20 protein-coding genes and 1 pseudogene are annotated in these 21790 nt (G+C 74.0%); 5 read left to right on the top strand and 16 right to left on the bottom strand.

The annotated features are described in order from the left end of the window. Window positions 1–299: 299 nt before the first annotated feature. The 15 genes and pseudogenes from SM793_RS09340 to SM793_RS09270 form a co-directional block, all read right to left on the bottom strand. On the bottom strand, window positions 300–650 hold the full coding sequence (locus SM793_RS09340) for an Lsr2 family protein (protein ID WP_320437597.1): 351 nt from the start codon (window positions 648–650) through the stop codon (window positions 300–302). A gap of 92 nt (window positions 651–742) precedes the next feature. Next, window positions 743–1279, bottom strand: coding sequence for an amino-acid N-acetyltransferase (locus SM793_RS09335; RefSeq protein WP_320437596.1), 537 nt, complete (start codon window positions 1277–1279; stop codon window positions 743–745). 9 nt (window positions 1280–1288) lie between these two features. Continuing rightward, entirely contained in the window at window positions 1289–1762 is a 474-nt protein-coding gene (locus SM793_RS09330) for a BlaI/MecI/CopY family transcriptional regulator (protein WP_320437595.1), read from the bottom strand. Between the two features lie 140 nt (window positions 1763–1902). After that, window positions 1903–2025: a hypothetical protein gene (locus tag SM793_RS09325; RefSeq protein ID WP_030393758.1), complete on the bottom strand. Its 123-nt coding sequence runs from the start codon at window positions 2023–2025 to the stop codon at window positions 1903–1905. 4 nt (window positions 2026–2029) lie between these two features. Then, window positions 2030–3550 (bottom strand): annotated as a pseudogene (gene lysX, locus SM793_RS09320) (bifunctional lysylphosphatidylglycerol synthetase/lysine--tRNA ligase LysX); the annotation flags it as partial. Between the two features lie 135 nt (window positions 3551–3685). Beyond that, the gene (locus SM793_RS09315; protein WP_320437593.1) at window positions 3686–5488 is read right to left on the bottom strand and encodes a hypothetical protein; all 1803 of its coding nucleotides are present in this window, start codon (window positions 5486–5488) and stop codon (window positions 3686–3688) included. A gap of 240 nt (window positions 5489–5728) precedes the next feature. Further along, window positions 5729–6496 carry a hypothetical protein gene (locus SM793_RS09310; RefSeq protein ID WP_320437592.1) on the bottom strand — a complete coding sequence of 256 codons (768 nt, stop codon included), beginning with the start codon at window positions 6494–6496 and terminating at the stop codon, window positions 5729–5731. Window positions 6497–6582: 86 nt separating this feature from the next. Continuing rightward, window positions 6583–7377, bottom strand: coding sequence for a type III pantothenate kinase (locus SM793_RS09305; RefSeq protein WP_320437591.1), 795 nt, complete (start codon window positions 7375–7377; stop codon window positions 6583–6585). 75 nt (window positions 7378–7452) lie between these two features. Beyond that, a complete protein-coding gene (nadC, locus tag SM793_RS09300; RefSeq protein WP_320437590.1) occupies window positions 7453–8448 on the bottom strand; it encodes a carboxylating nicotinate-nucleotide diphosphorylase in 996 nt (331 codons plus the stop codon). A gap of 4 nt (window positions 8449–8452) precedes the next feature. Beyond that, the gene (locus SM793_RS09295) at window positions 8453–10126 is read right to left on the bottom strand and encodes an L-aspartate oxidase (RefSeq protein ID WP_320437589.1); all 1674 of its coding nucleotides are present in this window, start codon (window positions 10124–10126) and stop codon (window positions 8453–8455) included. A 15-nt stretch (window positions 10127–10141) separates the two neighbouring features. After that, window positions 10142–10591: an aspartate 1-decarboxylase gene (panD, locus tag SM793_RS09290; RefSeq protein WP_045937962.1), complete on the bottom strand. Its 450-nt coding sequence runs from the start codon at window positions 10589–10591 to the stop codon at window positions 10142–10144. A 119-nt stretch (window positions 10592–10710) separates the two neighbouring features. Further along, window positions 10711–11616 carry a pantoate--beta-alanine ligase gene (gene panC / locus SM793_RS09285; RefSeq protein ID WP_320437588.1) on the bottom strand — a complete coding sequence of 302 codons (906 nt, stop codon included), beginning with the start codon at window positions 11614–11616 and terminating at the stop codon, window positions 10711–10713. After that, window positions 11616–12479, bottom strand: coding sequence for a Rossmann-like and DUF2520 domain-containing protein (locus SM793_RS09280; RefSeq protein WP_413815904.1), 864 nt, complete (start codon window positions 12477–12479; stop codon window positions 11616–11618). The genes panC and SM793_RS09280 overlap by 1 nt, the downstream gene beginning before the upstream one ends. A gap of 290 nt (window positions 12480–12769) precedes the next feature. Further along, window positions 12770–13462: a response regulator transcription factor gene (locus SM793_RS09275; RefSeq protein WP_320437586.1), complete on the bottom strand. Its 693-nt coding sequence runs from the start codon at window positions 13460–13462 to the stop codon at window positions 12770–12772. 97 nt (window positions 13463–13559) lie between these two features. Further along, the gene (locus SM793_RS09270) at window positions 13560–14753 is read right to left on the bottom strand and encodes a sensor histidine kinase (RefSeq protein WP_413815903.1); all 1194 of its coding nucleotides are present in this window, start codon (window positions 14751–14753) and stop codon (window positions 13560–13562) included. Between the two features lie 175 nt (window positions 14754–14928). Here SM793_RS09270 and SM793_RS09265 point away from each other — a divergent pair, with 175 nt between their 5' ends. Both SM793_RS09265 and SM793_RS09260 read left to right on the top strand, forming a co-directional pair. Next, entirely contained in the window at window positions 14929–15984 is a 1056-nt protein-coding gene (locus tag SM793_RS09265) for an SAM-dependent methyltransferase (RefSeq protein ID WP_320437584.1), read from the top strand. Next, window positions 15981–17150 (top strand): NADH-quinone oxidoreductase subunit D, encoded by a 1170-nt coding sequence (locus SM793_RS09260; protein ID WP_320437583.1) that lies wholly within the window; start codon window positions 15981–15983, stop codon window positions 17148–17150. The genes SM793_RS09265 and SM793_RS09260 overlap by 4 nt, the downstream gene beginning before the upstream one ends. Window positions 17151–17187: 37 nt before the next feature. Here the strand turns inward: SM793_RS09260 and SM793_RS09255 are convergent, their stop codons facing one another. Beyond that, the gene (locus tag SM793_RS09255; protein ID WP_320437617.1) at window positions 17188–18024 is read right to left on the bottom strand and encodes a hypothetical protein; all 837 of its coding nucleotides are present in this window, start codon (window positions 18022–18024) and stop codon (window positions 17188–17190) included. Window positions 18025–18348: 324 nt separating this feature from the next. Here SM793_RS09255 and SM793_RS09250 point away from each other — a divergent pair, with 324 nt between their 5' ends. From SM793_RS09250 to SM793_RS09240, 3 genes are all read left to right on the top strand, one after another. Beyond that, complete coding sequence (locus SM793_RS09250) at window positions 18349–19311, top strand: Ppx/GppA phosphatase family protein (protein ID WP_320437582.1); 963 nt, start codon at window positions 18349–18351, stop codon at window positions 19309–19311. A gap of 651 nt (window positions 19312–19962) precedes the next feature. Further along, a complete protein-coding gene (locus tag SM793_RS09245) occupies window positions 19963–20766 on the top strand; it encodes a sugar phosphate isomerase/epimerase (protein ID WP_320437616.1) in 804 nt (267 codons plus the stop codon). A gap of 32 nt (window positions 20767–20798) precedes the next feature. Further along, complete coding sequence (locus SM793_RS09240) at window positions 20799–21587, top strand: class I SAM-dependent methyltransferase (protein ID WP_320437581.1); 789 nt, start codon at window positions 20799–20801, stop codon at window positions 21585–21587. The last annotated feature ends 203 nt before the right edge of the window (window positions 21588–21790 follow it).

Raw genomic sequence — 21790 nt, 5'->3', positions numbered from 1 at the left:
GGCCGCCGCTGACGGCCGGTCAGCCGCGGTCGCGGTGGCCGGTACGCCGTCCCGGTGGTGTCCGCGTTACCGCTTCGCCCTTCCAGCGTTGCACAGGCCGTGACCGTTCCGCCGCCCGAATCCGTGCCCCGCCGGCTGCCCGAGCGGGCGCCCGCGCCCGCACCGGGCCGCCGCGGCGCCGTCCGGACGTACGCCGCGGGGCGCGGAGGGAATCCCTCCGCGCCCCGCGCGTGTGCCGTGGACGCCTCGGCCGGTGCCCGGGGCACCGAACCCGTCCGGGCGGCCGGGCGTCGCCCGGGTCAGGCCGCGTTGGCCTTCTCGTAGGCCTCGCGCACATTGCTGGGGACGCGGCCGCGGTCGTTGACCTCGAGGCCCTGCTCCTTGGCCCACGCGCGGATCTTGGCGGTGTCCGGGACGCTGCCGGACGGGCGCGGGGCGGCGCTGCGGCCCGCGCGGCGGGGGCCGGCGAGCCTGCCGCTCTGCTTGCGCCCCTTCTCGACGTACGGCGCCAGCAGATCGCGGAGCTTGTCCGCGTTGGCGCTCTTCAGATCGATCTCGTAGGCAACGCCGTCGAGCGCGAACGTGACCGTCTCGTCCGCCGACCCGCCGTCGAGATCGTCTTCAAGAATGACCTGCACCCTCTGTGCCACGGGCTTCCCTTTCCGCTAAACGACCCTTTGCCTAAGGAAAGGAAAGCGCCTTTCTCCGAAAAACACAAACCCCTGACCGTCCCGGGGGCGGCTCACAGGTGCAACAGCATGCGCGAGTTGCCCAGTGTGTTGGGCTTCACCCGCTCCAGGTCGAGGAACTCGGCAACACCTTCATCGTACGAGCGGAGAAGTTCTTCATAGACATCCGTAGCGATCGCTGCCGGGTCTGTCGTACCATCATCGGTTTCCTGGACCTCTCCGATCTCCACGAAACCGTGTTTCGCGAAGAACGGGACCTCGAACGTCAGGCAGAAAATCCGACGGACGCCGAGCCAGCGGGCGGTCTGCAGCAGCTTCTCCAGCAGCAGGTGTCCGACGCCGTGGCCCCGGCAGGACTCGTCGACGGCGAGCGTGCGGACCTCGGCGAGGTCCTCCCACATGACGTGGAGCGCGCCGCAGGCCACCACCGTCCCGTTGTCGTCGCGTTCCGCGACCCAGAACTCCTGCACCGATTCGAACAGCATCACGGTGGGCTTGTCGAGCAGAATCCCGTCACGCGAGTAGGTGTCGATGAGCCTGCGCACTGCCCGCACGTCCGTGGTCCGCGCCCGGCGGATGGTGACCTCCATGGCGGGACGTTATCGCGCCGGCCCCGATCCGGTCTCCCCGGTATCCGGCCCGCTCTTCGTCCCGCTCCCCGGTCCGCTCTTCGTTCCGCTCTCCGGGGAATCCGGGGCCGCCGGATCGGTCGGGAACAGAGCGGCCACCCGCAGGGCGTCCCGCAGCGCCTCCCGTTGCTCCGGCGACATCAGGCCGAAGAAGTGCACCAGGGCCGCGGCCGGATTGTCACCGGTCGCCCACGCGTCGTTCATCAGGGCCGCCGTGTACGCCTCGCGCGAGGAGACCGGTTCATATCGATAGGCCCGGCCGACACGCTCCCGGCGGAGCCAGCCCTTTCGGTGCAGCTTGTCCAGGACGGTCATCACCGTGGTGTACGCGATTTCCCGTTCCGACCGCAGATCCAGAAGGACCTCGCGAACCGTGACCGGTCGGTTCCACTGCCACACCCGGGTCATGATGGCGTTCTCAAGTTCGCCGAGTTGCCGGACCATAGTCCGGCCAGGATAGGGAGTGAACGGGGCAAATCTTGTGAAGTGCGGCGAAACCGGCGCGCCGCCACCCCCGGAATCCGGGAATGGCGGCGCGCGGTGTCACGGGGGCGTCCGGCGGAGGCCGGGCGGCCGTCGGGCACTCAGTCGACCAGGTCCTCCTTGGCCTTCTGGGCGCCGCCCTGGGTGCGGATGATGGCCCGCACCAGGAAGCCGAAGCCGATCGCCATGACCAGCGGTGGGACGATCGCGCTGACGTAGTCCATCAGGTCACTCCTCCTCGGTCTGCTCCGCCGTACCGGCGGACGCCTTGGGCTCCGGCTTCACCAGCGGGAACAGCACCGTCTCCCGGATGTTCTTGCCGGTGAGCAGCATGATCAGGCGGTCCACCCCGAGTCCGAGGCCGCCGGTGGGCGGCATCGCGTACTCCAGGGCCCGCAGGAAGTCCTCGTCGATCTGCATCGCCTCGACGTCGCCGCCGGCCGCGAGCAGGGACTGCGCGGTGAGGCGGGCGCGCTGCTCGACCGGGTCGATCAGCTCGGAGTAGGCGGTGCCGATCTCGGTCCCGAAGATCACCAGGTCCCACTTCTCGGCCACGCCCGGGACGGAGCGGTGCTGCCGCGTCAGCGGGGAGACCTCGGTCGGGTAGTCCTTGATGAAGGTCGGCCGGACGGCGTTCTCCTCCAGCAGGCGCTCGACCATCTCCAGCACGATCTGGCCGTGGCCCCACTCCTTCTCGAAGGGGATGCCGTGCTGGGAGGCCAGCTCGCGCAGCGTCTCGACCGTGGTCTCCGGGGTGACCTCGGTGCCCAGGTGCCCGGAGATGCCCGGGTAGACGCTCACCTCGGCCCAGGGCTCGGCCAGGTCGATCTCGTGCTCCACGCCGTGCGGGTCCAGGCCCTTGATCACCGTGGTCCCCAGCGCGTCCCGGGCCGCGTTGATGATGGTGGCCCGGATCAGCTCGGCCTGGGTGTCGTAGTCGCCGTAGGCCTCGTACGACTCCAGCGAGGTGAACTCGGGGTTGTGGGTGGAGTCCGCGCCCTCGTTGCGGAAGTTGCGGTTGATCTCGAAGACCTTCTCCGCGCCGCCGACCACCAGCCGCTTGAGGTACAGCTCGGGGGCGATCCGCATGAAGAGGTCGATGCCGTAGGCGTTGATGTGCGTCTTGAACGGACGCGCGTTGGCGCCGCCGTGCACCGGCTGCAGCATCGGGGTCTCGACCTCGATGTAGCCGCGCTCCTCGTAGGTGCGGCGGATCGAGCGGACCACCTTGGAGCGCAGGTACAGGATCTCGCGGGCCTCGGGGTTGACGATCAGGTCCACGTACCGCTGGCGGACCCGGGCCTCCGGGTCGGTCAGGCCCTTGTGCTTGTCGGGCAGCGGGCGCAGGCACTTGGCGGTGAGCTCCCAGCGGTCCACCATCACCGACAGCTCGCCGCGCCGGGAGGTGATCACCTCGCCCTCGACGCCGACCTGGTCGCCCAGGTCGATGTCCGACTTCCAGGCCGCCAGCCGCTCCTCGCCCAGCTTGTCCAGGGACAGCATCACCTGGAGGTCGCCGGAGCCGTCGCGCAGGGTCGCGAAGCAGAGCTTGCCGCCGGTGCGGGAGAGGACCACCCGGCCGGTGATGCCGGCCCGCTCGCCGGTCGCGGTGTCCGGGGCCAGGTCGGGGTGCTTGTCCCGGAGGTCGGCGATGGTGCTGGTGCGGGGGAAGCCGACCGGGTACGGGTCGATGCCGGCGGCCCGGAGCCGGTCCAGCTTCTCGCGCCGGACGCGCATCTGCTCGGGAAGGTCGTCGGTCGCGGTGATGGGACTCTGATCGCTCACCCCACCAGGGTAGCCAGCCGGTGATGGTGCTCCGCCACGGGATTACCGCGCCGCGCGGTGCGGGGGCGGGGTACGCCGCCCCCTCCCCGCGGGACGGGGTCAGGAGCGCCGGCGGCCGAGGCGGCGGGAGACGAGGAGCGCGGCGCCGCCCAGGGCCAGCGCGGTGGCGGAGGCCCAGGCCAGCGGGACGGCGTCGCCGCGGCCGCTGTCGGCCAGCTCGCCGCCGTCCGCGAGGTCGAGCGCCACCGTGGCCCTGGCCCCGGTCCCGGTCCCGGTCCCGGTCCGGCCGGCCGCGGCGGTGGCGGTGCCGCCGGTGGTGCCGGCCGCGGTGGCGCCGGTCCCACTGCCGGTGGAGTCCGCCACCGAGGCCGGTACGACCGGTACGACCGGTACGGCCGGCTCGGCCGGAGTCCCGGTCCCGGCGTCCGCGGCGGGGGTCCCGGGCGCGGGGAGCGAGCGCAGCGCGACCTTGATCCGGTTGTTGTCCGGGTCGGGGTCCCAGCTCATGGGGGCGCTCGGGTAGCCCTCCTCCAGGTCGCTGAACTGGGTCTGGAACGAGACGGTGGCGGAGAGCGGGACGGTGCCCTCGTCCAGCTTCACGCCCAGGACGTGGCGGCTGGACGCGCCGTTCGCCATGAAGAAGTCGAAGGCGTCGCAGTCGAACTTGTTGAGCGGGTGGTCCTGGGCCTCGCCGAGAATGCGGTCGTTCGCCCGGCAGTTCTCGGGGAGGTCGGTGACCGAGGCGCCCTCGGGCAGCTGGATCCGGACGAACGGGGTGCCTTCGCCGCCGCTGCGGTCGTAGATCGAGGCCGGGCCGCGGTTGGCGGCCGTGATGGCGAGCGTGCCCGCGCGGCCGGAGGCGTCCGGGGTCCAGGTGCCGGTCAGGCCGAAGTCGGCGCCGTTGTCGGCGAACACCTCCTGCTCGGTGAGGTGGCCGTTGATGTCGGGGTAGCCGGAGGGGATGCCCTCGGCGGAGTCCCGGACCAGGGTGGCGGGCGCGCCGGTGCCGCGTTCGAAGGCCAGCCGCCGGCGCAGCGCCGGTCCCTGCGCGGCGGCCGCGTCCGGGGCGGCGAGGACCGCGAAGTCCGCGAAGGTGTACCTGGCCTCGGACGTGACGGTCAGGTCGAGGCCGTTCAGCCGGACCGGTTCGTTGGGCAGGATCTCCCCCTCGACGGTGCAGATGCCGTGCGTGGTCGCGATCGGTGCGCCGAAGCCCTCGCGGCCGAGCTGGCCCGGGTCGGTGGCGTACTCGCAGTTGGACGGCCAGTCCTCGACCTTCAGGCCGGGCAGCATCATCACCTCGACGATCGCCCGGACGGCCGAGACGCCGCCGCGGTTGGCGAACCGCACGGCCGGGGTGAAGGTGCTGCCGACCTTGGCCTGCTCCTTGGGGGCGGTCTCGGCGACCCGGAACGCGGCGCCGCCGACCTCGACCGCGAAGTCCTTCTCCGCCGACTCGGCGCCGGGCGCGGTCAGCGCGGCGTGCACCACGCCCCGGGTGCCGGCCTTGGCCCCGGGCACGGCGCTCAGCCACAGGTGGTCGGTGATGTTGACGCTGTCGCTGTTGAGGTGGCCGAGCTCGCAGGTGATCGTCCGGGCCGCGGTGACGCAGCGGCCGCCGGAGGCGGTGAGCACGGCGATGCCGTCCAGCCCGGTGGTGTCGAGGGTGAGCCTGGCGTCCGGGACCGGGGCGGTGCCGGTCCGGCCGACCCGGAGGAAGACGTTCTCGCCGAACTGCGGCTGGGTGGTCGGCTCTCCCGGGATCTGGACCAGGGCGCCGACGTCGAGCCTGAGGGCCTGGCCCGCGGCGTGGGCGGGGACGGCGAGCGTGCCGACGGACAGGGCGGCGACGGCCGTTGCCGCGGCCGAGCCGAGCACCCGGCGCGCGCGGGTCGAGTTCACGGGGATCCTCTTGGTCGTGGGGTGTCCCCGCGACCCTATGGACGGCGGGCCGGACGTCAAGCCGGTTGATTGCCCATCAATTCGTACAGGACGGGAGCGATCCGGCGGCGCGCGCGGTGATGGTTGTGGAGTCGTGACCCGAACGATCCGCCCGGTGAACGGGATTGTCGACAGATGGACCGGGGAGGCCGGGCCGCTCGGTGCGGCGCGGCCTCCCCGGGCGGCGGTGGCGGTCCGGGCTCAGCCGGTGCCGGTGGCGAGCTCCAGGTCCTCGGGCGCGGCCGGCTGGACCGGCCGGTCCGGGTGGGCCGAGGCCTTGGGGCGGCGGCCGAACAGTTCGGCGGGGGTGGGCATCCGGTGCGGCCGGGCGGGCTGCTGGTCCTGAGGGCCGCGGGGGGCGCCCTTGCGGGCGGCGGCGGGCTGCTCGGCGGGGTGCTCGGTGCTGCTCATCGGGATCCGTCCTCCAACAGGGATGAGGGGACTGCTCGGGGGTGCGGCGGGGCTCGGTACGGCGACGAGGTGGCGCTGGCCGCTGGTGAGGGCGAGCCGTTCGCGGACGGCGGCCTCGGCCAGCGCGTGGCAGCGCCCGGCCAGCCGGGAGCGCCGGGAGCGCTCGTGCTGGCCGCAGGGCTGGCGGGACAGTCCGCGCAGCGCGGTGAGGTCCTCCGGTCCCGGGAGGTAGCCGTCGGCCACCGCCTCCTCCAGCCGTTCCAGGTAGCCGCTGGCGCTGCCGGGCAGGGCGGCCCGGTAGCGGGTGAGGTCGGCGAGGAGGAAGGCGCGCAGCCGGCCCCCCTCCTGGACGGCCTCGTCGATCGCCTCGGTCAGGCGCAGTGCGTCCTGGACGTCCTCGGCCCACAGGGCGGCGCCGGTGCCGGCGTACAGCCGGTCGGAGAGCTGGAGGTGGACGGGGACGGCGGGGTGCAGGGCTTGGGCGAGGGCGCGGCGCAGCACGCGGACTTCGTCGGCGCTGAAGGCCATGCCGCCGCGCGATCCGTGTGGCGTAGGCATGGGCTGACACTACGTGAGGAATATCCGATTTGTCGGTAGTGTCGCGCCGAGCCCCCACGTTCGGACGCCGCGGTGCGCCTCCCGGGTCAGGCCGGGCGGTTGCGTTCGAAGACCAGACGCAGGCCGATGAGGGTGAGCCAGGGCTCGTGGACGTCGAGGGAGCCGGCCTCGCCGAGGACGAGCGGGGCCAGGCCGCCGGTGGCGATCACCTGGACGTCGTCGGGGTCCTTGGACAGCTCCCGGGCCATCCGGTCGACCAGGCCGTCGACCTGCCCGGCGAAGCCGTAGAGGATGCCGGACTGCATGCCCTCGACGGTGTTCTTGCCGATCACGTTCCGCGGGCGGGTCAGCTCGATCTTGCGCAGCAGGGCGCCGCGGTTGCCGAGCGCCTCGACCGAGATCTCGATGCCGGGGGCGATCGCGCCGCCGACGTAGTCGCCGCGGGCGTTGACGGCGTCGAAGGTGGTGGCGGTGCCGAAGTCGACCACGATGCAGGGGCCGCCGTAGAGGTGGTTGGCGGCCAGCGCGTTGACGATCCGGTCGGCGCCGACCTCCTTGGGGTTGTCCATCAGGACGTGCACCCCCGTCTTCACCCCCGGCTCCACGATCACCGCGGGGACGTCGCCGTAGTACCGGCGCGCCACCTCGCGGAACTCGTGGAGCACGGAGGGGACGGAGGAGCAGATCGCCAGGCCCTCGACCTTCGCGTCCGCGATCGCGGTGCGCGACCCCTGCGAACCCATCAGGCCGTGCAGCAGCACCGCCAGCTCGTCCGCCGTGCGGCGCGGATCGGTGGAGATCCGCCAGGTCTCGACCACCTCCTCGCCGCCGAACAGGCCGAGGGTGGTCTGGGTGTTGCCGACGTCGATGGTGAGCAGCATCAGGTGCTTTCTGCGTCGAGGACCAGGGGCGAACGGGCGAACGGGCCGGACGGGAGAACGGGGCCGGACGGACGGTCAGGCGCGCAGGTCCAGGCCGATGTCCAGGATCGGCGAGGAGTGGGTCAGCGCGCCCACCGCCAGGTACTGGACACCAGTCTGGGCGACCTCGCGCGCGGTGGCCAGGGTGAGTCCGCCGGACGCCTCCAGCTCGGCCCGGCCGGCCACCAGGGCGACCGCCTCGCGCAGCTGCGGGACGGTGAAGTTGTCCAGCAGGATCAGGTCCGCCCCGGCCTCCAGGACGGGGGTGATCTGGTCCAGGGTGTCGACCTCGACCTCGACCGGCAGCTCCGGGTAGGCGGCCCGGACGGCCCGGAAGGCCTCGGCGACGCCGCCGGCCGCGACCACGTGGTTGTCCTTGACCAGGGCCGCGTCCGAGAGCGCCATCCGGTGGTTGGCGCCGCCGCCGCAGCGGACCGCGAACTTCTCCAGCGCGCGCAGGCCCGGGGTGGTCTTGCGGGTGTCGCGGACGACCGCGCCGGTGCCCTCCAGGGCGTCCGCCCAGGCGCGGGTCGCGGTGGCGATGCCGGACAGGTGGCAGAGCAGGTTGAGCGCGCTGCGCTCGGCGGTCAGCAGGTCCCGGGTGCGGGAGCGGACCGAGAGCAGCACCTGGCCGGCCTCGACCCGGTCGCCGTCCTGGACGTGCCGCTCGACCTCGAACTCCTCCTCGCAGACCAGCGAGACGACGGCCTCGGCGATCCGCAGGCCGGCCACCACGCCCGCCGCGCGGGCGGTGAAGTCGGCGGTGGCGACGGCGTCGGCGGGAACGGTGGCCACCGAGGTGACGTCCTCGCCGCCGGCCAGGTCCTCGGCCAGTGCCAGGGTCGCGATGTCCTCGACCTCGACCGGGTCCAGGCCGGCCTCCTCCAGCAGCTCGGCGAGCTGGGGGTCCAGGCCGGTCTCGTAGCCCTCGCCGTCCCCGCAGGCGCAGCCGTCGCCGCAGCCGCCGGCCAGCGGGAGCTCGTCGTGCTCGTGCTCGTCGTGCAGGTGGGTCACGTCGGTCGCGTCGGTCATGGTGTTACGGCTCCTCGAGGGTGCTGACGGGTCCGCCGGAGGCGGTGAGGGTGGTGATCAGATGGCGTTGCCAGTGCGCGTCGTCGCGCTCCGGGAAGTCCTCGCGCCAGTGGCAGCCGCGGGTCTCCTCGCGCTGCGCGGCGGCGGTGACCAGGGCGTCGGCGACCAGCAGCAGGTTGGCGGCCTCCCAGGTCTCCACCCGGGGGTCGGCCGGCTTCTCCTCGGCGACGGCGGCGCGGGTCTGCTCGGAGAGCAGGGCCAGCCCCTCCGCCGTGGCGGCCATCGACGCGGCCGAGCGCAGCACGCCGGTGCCGCGCGACATCAGCCGCTGGATCTCGGCCCGCGCCTCGGGCGCGGGCAGCGGCACCGGACGGGCGGCCCGGGCCGCCTCGACGTCGACGACGCGCTCGGGCAGGTCCCCGGCGGCGTGCCGGGCGGCCAGGTCGGCGGCGATCCGCTCGGCGAAGACCAGGCCCTCCAGCAGCGAGTTGGAGGCCAGCCGGTTGGCGCCGTGCACGCCGGTGCAGGCCACCTCGCCGCACGCGTAGAGGCCGGGGACGGAGGTCCGGCCGCGGCTGTCGGTGCGCACCCCGCCGGAGGCGTGGTGCGCGGCCGGCGAGATCGGGATCGGCTCGGTGACCGGGTCGATGCCGTGCGCGCGGCAGGAGGCCAGGATGGTGGGGAAGCGCCGCTGCCACATCCCGGCGCCGAAGTGCCGCCCGTCCAGGTACATGTGGTCGGTGCCGTGCTCCTGCATCCGGCGGGTGATCGCCTTGGCGACGATGTCGCGCGGGGCCAGCTCGGCCAGCTCGTGCTGCCCGACCATGAACCGGACGCCGTCCGCGTCGACCAGGTGCGCGCCCTCGCCGCGGACCGCCTCGGAGACCAGCGGCTGCTGGCCCTCCGCCTCGGGGCCGAGCCAGAGCACGGTGGGGTGGAACTGGACGAACTCCAGGTCGGTGACCACGGCGCCGGCCCGAAGCGCGAGCGCCACGCCGTCGCCGGTGGAGACCGCCGGGTTGGTGGTGGCCGAGAAGACCTGGCCCATGCCGCCGGTGGCGAGCACCACCGCGCGGGCCCGGACGGCGCCGACGCCGTCCCGCTGGCCCTCGCCCATCACGTGCAGGGTGAGCCCGGTGGCGTGCCCGTCGGCGTCGGTGAGCAGGTCGAGCACCAGGGCGTGCTCGATCAGCTCGATACCCGGGTCCCGGCGGACGGCCTCCACCAGGGCGCGGGATATCTCGGCGCCGGTGGCGTCCCCGCCGGCGTGCGCGATCCGGTTCCGGTGGTGACCGCCCTCGCGGGTGAGCAGGACGTCGCCGTCCTCGCCCCGGTCGAAGGCCGCGCCGACCGCGATCAGCCGGCGGACCGCGTCCGGGCCCTCGGTGACCAGGGTGCGGACGCTGTCCCCGTCGCACAGCCCGGCGCCCGCCACCAGGGTGTCGGCCAGGTGCTGCTCGGGGGTGTCCCCCTCGCCGAGGGCGGCCGCGACGCCGCCCTGGGCCCAGCGGGTGGACCCGTCGTCCAGCATCGCCTTGGTGACCACCAGGGCCCGCAGGCCGGCCCGGCGGACGTTGAGGGCGACGGTGAGCCCGGCCACGCCGGAGCCGACCACGACGACATCCGTGTCGGTGGTCCAGCCCGGGGCGGGGGCGGTGAGGCGGTGGGTGACGGACATGACTTCAGTGGCTCCTTAGCGCGCGACCGGGCCGGCCGCGCCGTTGTCGCCACGGTACGCCGCGTCGCCGCGCAGCAGTCCGGTGCCCTCCCCGGCCTCGGCCGGGTCGCCGCCGGTGCCGGTGACCCGGTTCCGCTCGTCGACGAAGACGACCTTGGGGAGGTAGCCCTTGGCCTCGGCGGTGTCCATCTGCCCGTAGGCGATGAGGATGACCAGGTCGCCGGGGTGGACCAGCCGGGCGGCGGCGCCGTTGATGCCGATGACGCCGGAGCCGCGCGGGCCGGCGATGGTATACGTCTCCAGCCGGGCGCCGTTGTTGATGTCGACGATGTGGACCAGCTCGCCGGGGAGCAGGTCGGCGGCGTCGAGCAGGTCCTCGTCCACCGTGACCGAGCCGACGTAGTGCAGGTCGGCCTGGGTCACGGTGGCCCGGTGGATCTTGGACTTGAGCATGGTGCGGAGCATTGCGGGTCACGCCTCCTGTGAGTGCATGCCTAGGGGGTACTTGCTGCCCAACGCTCTGCGGGCGAGCGTTTGTTTCGGTCCGGCGCCGCGATCCGGCGCGCCGGGTCCGGCGCTGGTGGCTACCGGACGATGACGTGGACGTTGTCGATCAGGCGGGTCGCGCCCACCTTCGCGGCGACGGCCAGCACCGCCTCGCCCTGGAAGTCGTCCGGGGCCTCGGTGAAGTCGTGCGGATCGATCAGGGCGAGGTAGTCGAGGTCGACGCCCTCGGCGGCGTCGAGCACGGCCGAGGCGGCCTCGCGGGCGGCCTTCGGGCCCCGCGCCGCCGCGTCCCGGCCGGCGAACAGGGCCTCGGAGAGGGCCAGTGCGTGGGCGCGCTCCTCCGCCGAGAGGTAGCGGTTGCGGGAGGAGAGCGCCAGGCCGTCCTCCTCGCGGACGGTCGGCACGCCGACGATCTCGACGTCGAAGTCCAGGTCGGCCACCATCCGGCGGACGACCGCCAGCTGCTGGGCGTCCTTCTCGCCGAAGAGCGCGAAGTCCGGGTCGGTGATGTGCAGCAGCTTGGCGACGACGGTCAGCACCCCGTCGAAGTGGCCGGGCCGGGTGGCGCCCTCGTAGCGCTCGCCCATCGGGCCGGCCGCGATCCGCACCTGCGGCTCGCCGTTCGGGTAGACCTCGTCGACGGACGGCGCGAAGACCACGTCGGCACCGTTGGCCTCGGCCAGCCGCACGTCGTCGTCCAGGTTGCGCGGGTAGCGTTCCAGGTCCTCGCCGGCGCCGAACTGCAGCGGGTTGACGAAGACGGTGACGGCGACCCGGCCGTCCCGGCCGACCTGCTTGCGGGCGGCCCGGATCAGCGCGGCGTGGCCCTCGTGCAGGGCGCCCATCGTCATCACGACCGCGTTGTCGACCGGCTGCTCGTCCGGCCAGAACGCCGACTCGAAGTCGTCGACGGTGCGGGTGACGACGGCCCGGTGGACCTTCGGGGCGTGCTGGGTCTTGCCCGGCTGCTTGCCGCGTGCCATTACTGCTTCTCCTCGTTCAGTACGTCCAGCAGCGCCGCCGCCGACGTCTCGTCGATCGTCCCGCGGGCCAGGGCCCGCTGGGCGGTGGCCCGGGCCATCGCCCGGTAGGCGGCGGGGATGTCCGGGGACACCGTACTGAGCTGCGCCAGGTGGCGCCGTACGGTGCCGGCGTCGCCCCGGGCGACCGGGCCGGTGAGGGCCGCGTCGCCGGAGCGCAGGGAGTTGTCGAGCGCGGCGCCGAGCAGCGGGCCGAGCATCCGGCCGGGCTCGGCGACGCCGGCCGTGCGCAGCAGCTCCATCGCCTGCGCGACCAGCGTGACCAGATGGTTGGCGCCGTGCGCGAGGGCGGTGTGGTACATCGGGCGGACGCCCTCGGGCACCCACTCGGGTTCGCCGCCCATCTCCACCACCAGCGCCTCGGCGACCGGGCGCAGCTCCTCGGGGGCGGTCACCCCGAACGGGCAGCCGGCCAGCCGGGCCAGGTCGACGGAGGTGCCGGTGAAGGTCATCGCGGGGTGCAGCGCGAGCGGCAGCGCGCCGGCCGCGGCGGCCGGCTCCAGCACGGCCACGCCGTGCGCGCCGGAGGTGTGCACCAGGATCTGGCCGGGCCGGACGGCGCCGGTGGCGGCGAGGCCGGTGACCAGGTCGGCCAGCGCGTCGTCGGGGACGGTGAGCAGCACCAGGTCGGCGGCGGCCAGCACCTGCGGCGGGGTGACCACCCGCACGCCCGGCAGCAGGGCCTCGGCCCGGCGGCGCGAGGCGGCGGACACCCCGGAGGCGGCGACCACCCTGTGGCCGGCGAGCTGGAGGGCGGCGCCGAGCGCCGGGCCGACCCGGCCGGTGCCGACCACGCCGACGGCCAGGCGGGCGGGGCGGTTGCCGGGGTCGGCCGGGTCGCCGAGGTCGTCGGCGAGCGGGGCGAACTCGCCGCGGTCGGCGAAGTCGGACGGACTCACGCGTCCACCTTTGTCCAGGGGTTCCGTTCCAGTCCACTGCCGGGGTACCGGACGTACCGGCCCATTCTACGGGCGGGGCCGGGCCCGCGGAGCGGTTCGCTCCGGCCCGGGCGGGGTCCGGAGCGTGGGGTCGAGTCCGGAGCGTGGGGCCGGGTCCGGAGCGTGGGCGGCCGTGGGCGGGCCGCCGTTGGCCCGGGTCAGTCGGTGGCGCCGGCCCGGATCAGTCCGGCCTCGTAGGCCAGGACCACGGCCTGGACCCGGTCGCGCAGGCTCAGCTTGGCCAGGATCCGCCCGACGTGGGTCTTCACGGTGGCCTCGGAGAGCACCAGCCGGGCCGCGATCTCGCCGTTCGACAGGCCCTGGGCGACCAGCAGGAACACCTCGCGTTCGCGCTCGGTGAGCGGGTTCAGGGTGTTGGGGCCGCCCGGGCCGTTCTGCGGGGTCGGCAGCACCTCGGCGAAGCGGTCGATCATGCGGCGGGTGGTGGTCGGCGCGACCACGGCGTCCCCGCCGTGGACGGCGCGGATCGCGGCCACCAGCTCGGTCGGCGGCACGTCCTTGAGCAGGAAGCCGCTGGCCCCGGCCTTGAGCGCGGCGAAGGCGTACTCGTCGAGGTCGAAGGTGGTGAGGATGAGCACGTGCGGGGTGTTCGGCAGCGGGCTGCCGTCCTCGGCCAGGCAGATCCGCCGGGTGGCCTGCACGCCGTCCAGCCGCGGCATCCGGACGTCCATGAGGATCACGTCCACCTCCGTGTGCCGGAGCTTCTCCACGGCTTCGGCGCCGTCGCCGGCCTCGGCGACGATCTCGATGTCCCCCTGCGACTGGAGGATCATCCGGAATCCGGTGCGCAGCAGCTCCTGGTCGTCGACCAGCATCACGCGGATGGTCAAGGGTGGCTCCTAGTTCCTCGGGGAGGACAGCGGGGGTCGGTGGCGTCCGTCGGCGGGTGTCCGTCGGCGGGTGTCCGGGGCCGGCGGGTGTCCGGGGTCAGGCGGCCTTGAGCGGCAGGACGGCGCGGATCCGGAATCCGCCGCCGGGGCGCGGCCCGATGTCGAGGCTGCCGCTGACCATACCGACCCGCTCGCGCATGCCGATCAGGCCGTGGCCCTGGCCGTCGGGGCCGCCGGAGGCGAGCTGCTCGTCGGTGCTGCCGCGGCCGTCGTCCTCGACCAGTACGGCCAGTTCGCGCTCGCCGAAGTCGACCGCGACCCGGGCGTGGACATCGGGGCCGCCGTGCTTGCGGACGTTGGTCAGCGCCTCCTGGACGATCCGGTAGACCGTCAGCTCGACGCCGCGCGGCAGCTCGCGCGGGTGGCCCGAGGTGGCGAAGTCCACCTGGAGGCCGGCCGTGCGGACCTGGTCGAGCAGCTCCGGCAGCTCCTCGACGCCGGGCTGCGGCACGTACTCCTCGCCCTTGCTGTCGGCGCTGCGCAGCACGCCCAGCAGCCGGCGCATCTCGACCAGCGCCTGCCGGCCGGTGGAGGCGATGGTGCTGAGCGCCTCCTTGGCCTGCTGCGGCGAGTTGTCCAGGACGTAGGCGGCGCCGTCGGCCTGGACGATCATCACCGAGACGTTGTGCGCGACCACGTCGTGCAGTTCGCGGGCGATCCGGGCCCGCTCGGCGGCGACCGCGACCTTGGACTGGGCGTCGCGCTCCCGCTCCAGCCGGGCCGCCCGGTCCTCCAGCTCGACCAGGTAGGCCCGGCGCACCCGGGTCAGCCGGCCCCAGGCCCAGCAGAGGATGAACGGGGTGGTCATCAGACCGATGATGAGCAGCGCTTCGGGGGCGGAGTAGTTCACGAAGCGGACGTCGGAGTCGCCGACCGACTGGATCTTCTGCGGATGCAGCCGCCAGTACACCAGCGGACCCGAGAGCAGACCGCCGAGCAGCGCGAGCCGGGACGTCCAGGGCCTGCCGAACGCGGCGCCCGTGTAGGCGAACACCAGGTAGGCGATGCTGGAGACCGCCGGGTTGACGTCCAGGAGGACCTGGGCGAGGCCGGTCAGGCCCGCGGCGGCCACGGTCGCGTCGGGGAAGCGCCGACGGAACACCATCAGCAGGGGCAGCAGGACGGCGATGGCGTAGTGGACCGCCAGCCGCCAGCCGGCGTTCCCGCTCCCGTTCTCCGGCAGCACGCCGACGAAGAGCACCATCGCGGCCCAGACGGAGTCGATCACCATGGGGTGACGGCGGAGCCAGGCGTTGAGTCGATGCACGACTCAAGCGTAGGCAGTCGCACCCCGTGCCCAGGTCCGCCGGGAGAGCGATCCGTCCTACTCCCTAGGTCGGAGAGCGGGGCATGCCGGTGCCGTACGGATTGGGCGGGTACGGACCGGGTGTGTAGCCTCCCGGCCCATGAGCTGGATGCGGTGGGCGCCCGCCACGGAGCGTGCCCTCTACGACCCCGACGGCGGCTTCTACCGCAGGCCGGAGGGCCCGGCCGGGCACTTCCGGACCTCGGTGCACGCCTCGCCGCTGTTCGCCCGGGCGGTGGCCCGGCTGCTGCTGGAGGTGGACGCGGCGCTCGGCCGTCCGGAGGAACTGGCCTTCGTGGACGTCGGGGCCGGCCGGGGCGAGCTGGTCGCCGGGGTGCTGGCCGAACTGCCGGAGCCGGTGGGGGAGCGGCTGCGGGTGTGGGCGGTGGAACTCGCCGCCCGCCCGGACGCGCCGCCCGCCGCTCCGTCCACAGGGCTGTGGACGGAGCGCGGCTGGGCCGGGACGGTGTGGACGGAGCGGGTGCCGCGCGGCGTCACCGGGCTGCTGTTCGCCAACGAGTGGCTGGACAACGTGCCGCTGGACACCGGCGAGGTCGGTGAGGACGGGCGGCTCCGCTACCTGGAGGTGGACCCGGCGACCGGCGAGGAGCGGCTCGGCGGGCCCGTCGACGCCGCCGACGCCGACTGGGCCGCCCGCTGGTGGCCGGCCGAACGGCCCGGGGACTTCGTCGAGTTCGGCGCGCCCAGGGACGCCGCCTGGGCGCAGGCGGTGGCCGGCCTGGAGCGGGGCCTGGCCGTCGCCGTCGACTACGGGCACACCGCCGGGCGCCGCCCGCCGTTCCCCACCCGGACCGGCTTCCGGGCCGGCCGCGAGGTGCCCCCGGTGCCGGATGGCTCGTGCGACGTCACCGCGCACGTGGCCCTGGACGCGGTGGCCGCGCCCGGTCTCCACAGCCTGTGGACGACCCAGCGGGAGGCGCTGCGGGCGCTCGGGGTCAGCGGTGCCCGGCCGCCGCTGGCCCTCGCCTCCAGCGACCCGGTCGGTTACCTGCGCGCGCTCGGCGGCGCGGGCGAGGGCGCCGAACTCACCGACCCCGCGGGCCTGGGCGGATTCGGCTGGCTCTCGCAGGCCGTCCGCATGCCGGTACCGCCGAGCCTCGGGGCGCTGCCGGGATGGCAGACTCTGACCCCATGAGGGAGACCACGGTCGGCATCGGGGCGGGAGCCGAGAACGTCACGGGCGGGGCGGACAGCACCGACATGGTGCTCAACATCGGCCCGCAGCACCCGGCGACCCACGGCGTGCTGCGCCTGCGGCTGGTGCTGGACGGCGAGCGCATCGTCAGCGCCGAGCCGGTGATCGGCTATATGCACCGGGGCGCGGAGAAGCTCTTCGAGGCCCGGGACTACCGGCAGATCATCATGCTGGCCAACCGGCACGACTGGCTCTCGGCCTTCTCCAACGAACTGGGCGTGGTGCTCGGCGTCGAGCGGATGCTCGGCATGGAGGTGCCCGAGCGGGCGGTGTGGATCCGCACCCTGCTGGCCGAGCTGAACCGCGTCCTCAACCACCTGATGTTCCTCGGCTCGTACCCGCTGGAGCTGGGCGGGATCACCCCGATCTTCCACGCCTTCACCGGCCGCGAGGACCTCCAGCACGTGCTGGAGGAAGCCTCCGGCGGCCGGATGCACTACATGTTCAACCGGGTCGGCGGCCTCAAGGAGGACCTGCCGGCCGGCTGGCTCGGCCGGGTCCGCACCGCCGTCGCCGTCGTCCGCTCCCAGCTGCCGGTCTTCGAGGACCTGGTACTGGGCAACGAGATCTTCCGCGCCCGCACCGCCGGTGTCGGCGTCCTGACCCGGGCGCAGGCCCAGGCGTACGGCGCCAGCGGCCCGATCGCGCGGGCGAGCGGACTGGACCTCGACCTGCGCCGGGACGAGCCCTATCTGGCGTACGGCAGCGAGGAGCTGCGGCAGGTGCTGACCGTGGTCACCCGCGAGGAGGGCGACTGCCTGGCCCGCTTCGAGTGCCTGCTGGAGCAGACCGCCAACGCGCTCGACCTCGCCGACGCCTGCCTCGACAAGCTGGCGCTGCTCGCCCCCGGGCCGGTCAACCTGCGGCTGCCCAAGGTGCTCAAGGCCCCGGAGGGCAGCACCTACGCCTGGACCGAGAACCCGCTCGGCGTCAACGGCTACTACCTGGTGTCGCGCGGCGACAAGACGCCCTGGCGGCTGAAGCTGCGCTCGGCCTCGTTCAACAACATCCAGACGCTGACCGAGCTGCTGCCGGGGACGCTGGTCGCGGACATGGTGGCGATCCTGGGCTCGATGTTCTTCGTCGTCGGCGACATCGACAAGTAGCCGGCCGGGGGCGGGCCGGGCCCGCCCCCGGGGGGCGCTACTTCTTCGGCGCCTTCGGCCGCTTCGCCGGGTCGGCCGGGTGCGGGGCCACCTTGCGGTCGCCCTTGGTGGCGATCCGCTCCTCGCAGAGGCCGGCCAGCACCCGGTACGCGGCCGGGCCCATCAGCTCGGTGAGCTCCGGGCGGTAGCTGACGAACACCGGGTCGGCGCCCTGGTGGGCGTCCGGGCTGCCGGTGCACCACCAGTGCAGGTCGTGGCCGCCCGGGCCCCAGCCCCGGCGGTCGTACTCGCCGATGGTGACCTGGAGGTAGCGGGTGTCGTCCGGCCGGTCGATCCAGTCGTAGGTGCGGCGGACCGGCAGCTGCCAGCAGACGTCCGGCTTGGTCTCCAGCGGCTCGCGGCCCTCCGCGAGCGCCAGCGCGTGCAGGGCGCAGCCCGCTCCGCCGGCGAAGCCGGGGCTGTTCACGAAGACGCAGGCGCCGTCGACCCGCCGGGTCTGGCGGTCGCCGTCCTCGTCGAGCATGGTGATGCCGCCGTCGAGCTTGAGCCGCCCCTTGGCGTCGGTGCCGTGCCGGTGGTTCTCCCACAGCTCCGGGGTCAGCCGGGCCGCGTGGCCGGCCACGCGCTTCTCGTCGTCCTCGTCCGAGTAGTGCGCGCCCAGGGTGCAGCAGCCGTCGGACTCGCCCCGGCCCTCGCGGATGCCCTGGCAGCCCTGACCGAAGATGCACGACCAGCGGGAGGTCAGCCAGGTCAGGTCGCAGCGGAAGACCTGCTCCTCGTCCTCCGGGTCGGTGAACTCGACCCAGGCGCGCGGGAAGTCGAGCGGGACCTCGGGGCGGACCTCGGGGCCGAGTTCGGAGCGGAGGGTCGGCATCGCCAGGTCGACGGCGCCCGGGCCGCCGCTCCCGGACTTCTTCCTGCCGCCCTTGGAGGCGCTGGTCTGCTGGGAGGTGTCTGCTGCTGCCACCCGGCAAGGGTAGAGCCTCCGCGGTGCTGCGAACCGTCCGTGGTCACGCGGTTCACGGTGGGTGCACCGCCCGGCCCGGTGAACGACGGGCCAACACCGGCCGAATGCCGTTCGAACCGGGCCCAGGTCCACCGCGGTCGGTCCGCCCCGGACCGCGATCAGTACCCGGACCAGCACGAACACCGGCACGACCGGTCTCCTCCGGCGTGAGATCGCGTAGCGTGGACGGTTATGCGACTCGGTGTGCTCGACGTAGGTTCCAACACGGTCCACTTCCTGGTGGTCGACGCCCACCCGGGCGCCGCACCCCTGCCCGCGTACTCCCACAAGGCCGAGCTCCGGCTCGCCGAACTCCTCGACGAGCAGGGCGCGATCGACGGGTCCGGGGTCGAGAAGCTGATCGGCATGATCGCCTCCTCGCTGCGGGTCGCCGAGGACAAGGGCGTGGTCGACATACTGCCCTTCGCCACCTCCGCCGTGCGCGAGGCCGCCAACGGCGAGCAGGTGCTCCGCCGGGTCGCCGAGGAGACCGGGGTCGAACTGCGGGTGCTCTCCGGCCAGGACGAGGCCCGGCTCACCTTCCTGGCGGTCCGCCGCTGGTTCGGCTGGTCCTCCGGCCGGCTGCTCAACCTCGACATCGGCGGCGGCTCGCTGGAGATCGCCTGCGGCCTGGACGAGCAGCCGGACGTGGCCTGCTCGGTGCCGCTGGGCGCCGGCCGGCTGACCGCCCGCTGGCTGCCCGGCGACGTCGCCGACCCCGAGCGGCTACGCGAACTCCGACGGCACATCCGCGCCGAGATGGCCACCGTCGTCGGCGAGATCTCCCGGCTCGGCGCGCCGGACCACGCCGTCGCCACCTCCAAGACCTTCAAGCAGCTGGCCCGGATGACCGGCGCCGCCCCGGCCGACGCCGGCCCGTACACGGACCGCCGGCTCACCCGCGGCAACCTCGCCGCCTGGCTGCCCCGGCTGTCCGCGATGACGGTCGCCGAACGGGCGCAGATCCCCGGGGTCTCCGAGGGCCGCGCCAAGCAGCTGCTCGCGGGCGCGCTGGTCGCCGACGCCGCGATGGACCTGTTCGGCCTGGACGAGCTGGACGTCTGTCCCTGGGCGCTGCGCGAGGGCATCATCCTGCGCCGGCTGGACGCCATGGACAGCCCGGCCGACCGCCGTCGGCCCGTGCTCACCCCCTGACACCGGGGGGCGGGGCGGCCGGGCGCGCGCCGACCGGCTCCCCGTTCCGGGCGCGGTCCGCTTACGCTGTCTCCCGTGGCGCAACCAGCGGACGAGGACGGGACGCGGGAGGGCCGCGCGCCCCAGGACGGGAAGCCGCGGCCGGACGCCCCGCGCCGCGCCGGGCGCCGCACCGGTCCGGACCCCGTGCCGGAGACCGCCGCGGATCCTGTGCCGGAACCCTCGCCGGATCCCGCTCCTGCCTCTGCTCAGGGCGTCAAGGGCGGCAAGGCTGCCAAGGGCGTCAAGCGTGTCAAGGGCGTCAAGGCCGTCAAGGCCGTCAAGGGCGTGAAGGCGGCCCGGGAGGCGGCCGGCGGCGTCGCCGAGAGGGCGGCCCGCAAGGCCGCGAGCCGCGCGGCCACCAAGGCGACCAGGACGACCAGGACGACCGGTGCTGCGAGGACGACCGGTGCCACCGGGGCGGCGAAGACCGCCCGGACGCCCAAGGGCCCCAAGGCCCCCGGCACCGAGCCCACCCGCACCGCCCGGGCGGCCGGCGCCGCCAAGGCCGCCGTCCAGTCCGTGAAGTCGGTCAAGGCCGCCCGCCAGGCCGCCGCCCGCCCGCCGCTGCTGCGCACCACCGACCGCCTGGTCCTGCCCCCGCACCCGGCCCTGCACATCCCGGACACCAAGGTCGTCCTCTCCACCGCCTCGGTCTACCCGGCCACCACCGCGGTCGCCTTCGAGCTGGCCGCCGGACTCGGCTACGACGGTGTCGAGGTGATGGTCTGGAACGACCCCGTCAGCCAGGACATCGAGGCGCTGCGCCGGCTCTCCGACGCCCACCGCATGCCGATCCTCGCCGTCCATGCCCCGTGCCTGCTGATCACCCAGCGGGTGTGGAGCACCGACCCGTGGACCAAGCTGGTCCGCGCCCGCGCGGCGGCCGAGAAGCTCGGCGCGAGCGCGGTCGTCGTCCACCCGCCGTTCCGCTGGCAGCGCCAGTACGCCCGGGAGTTCGTCGAGGGCATCCACCGGATGGCGGGGGAGACGGACGTCCGCTTCGCGGTCGAGAACATGTACCCGTGGCGGTACAAGGACCGCGAGATGCTGGCGTACGCGCCGGGCTGGGACGTCACCGAGGAGGAGTACCGGCACTTCACCATCGACCTGTCGCACGTCGCCACCTCGCGGGTGGACGCCTTCGCGATGGTCGAGCGGATGGGGGACCGGCTCGCCCACGTCCACCTGGCGGACGGCTCCGGCTCCGGCAAGGACGAGCACCTCATCCCCGGCCGGGGCAAGCAGCCCTGCGCCGAACTGCTGGAACACCTCGCCCGGACCGGCTTCGACGGCCACGTCGTGCTGGAGGTCAACACCCGCCGCTCCACCTCGCCCGCCGAACGCGAGGCCGACCTGGCCGAGGCCCTCGCCTTCACCCGCCTGCACCTGGCCACCCCCGCGCGCGTACGCTGACGGCGCACGAACTGCCTTCCACAGGGGGACACATGGCGGAAAAGACCGGAACCGGGCCCGGCAGTGACTTCCGCGAACTGGCGAAGTCCTTCGGCGGCGTGGCGGCGGAGTACGACCGGGCCAGGCCCTCGTACCCGCAGGAGCTGTTCGACGCGCTGGAGCGGCTGGCCGGGCGCGGTCTGGCGGGCGCGCGGGTGCTGGACGTCGGCGCCGGCACCGGCATCTCGACCCGGCTGCTGGCCGGCCGCGGCGCCGAGGTGCTCGCGGTGGAGCCGAACGCGGGCATGGCCGGACAGTTCCTCGCCGCCTCGCCCGGGCTCGGGCTGGTCCGGGGCAGCGGCGACGAGCTGCCGTTCCACGACGGCTCGGCGGACTTCGTCACCTATGCCCAGGCCTTCCACTGGACCGTCCCGGAGAAGTCCGTGCCGGAGGCGATCCGGGTCCTGCGGCCGGGCGGCGCGCTGGCCCTCTGGTGGAACGTGAAGGACAGCGGCGTCGCCTGGGTGCGGGCGCTGGGCGAGCGGCTCCACGCCGCGCTGCCCACCGGCTACCACGGCTACGGAGCCGTCGACGAGGTCACCTCCCACCTCGCCCCGTACGACCTGAGGACGGAGCACACCCGGCTCCGCTGGGAGCGCCGGGTCTCCGTGGACCACGTGATCACCGACCTCACCTCCCGCTCCTACCTCGCCGCGCTCACCCCGGAGCAGCGCGCGCCGCTGCTGGCCGTCGAGCGCGAGGCCCTGCTGGCGGAGTTCCCGGACGGCACGGTCGTCGAGCCGTACGTGCTGGACCTGACCGTCGCGATCACCCCGTCCTGAGCCGCGCCGCAGGTCACCGGCGCCCCGCCCGGCACCAGTCCGGCGGCCGTCCGGCTGATGCCCCGCCCTGCACCCGTCCGGCACCCGTCCGGCACCCGTCCGGCACCCGCCCGGCTGACCGCATCGCGGACGCCGGGTCCGCCGCCCGGACGGCGGGCGTAGGCTCGACGGACACAGTGGCCCCGCACCCTCCTGATCGAGCG

Origin of the sequence: Kitasatospora purpeofusca (genome assembly GCF_034043715.1) — a bacterium.
GTDB lineage: Bacteria > Actinomycetota > Actinomycetes > Streptomycetales > Streptomycetaceae > Kitasatospora > Kitasatospora purpeofusca_A.
This window is presented reverse-complemented; position numbering and strand designations above follow the sequence as displayed.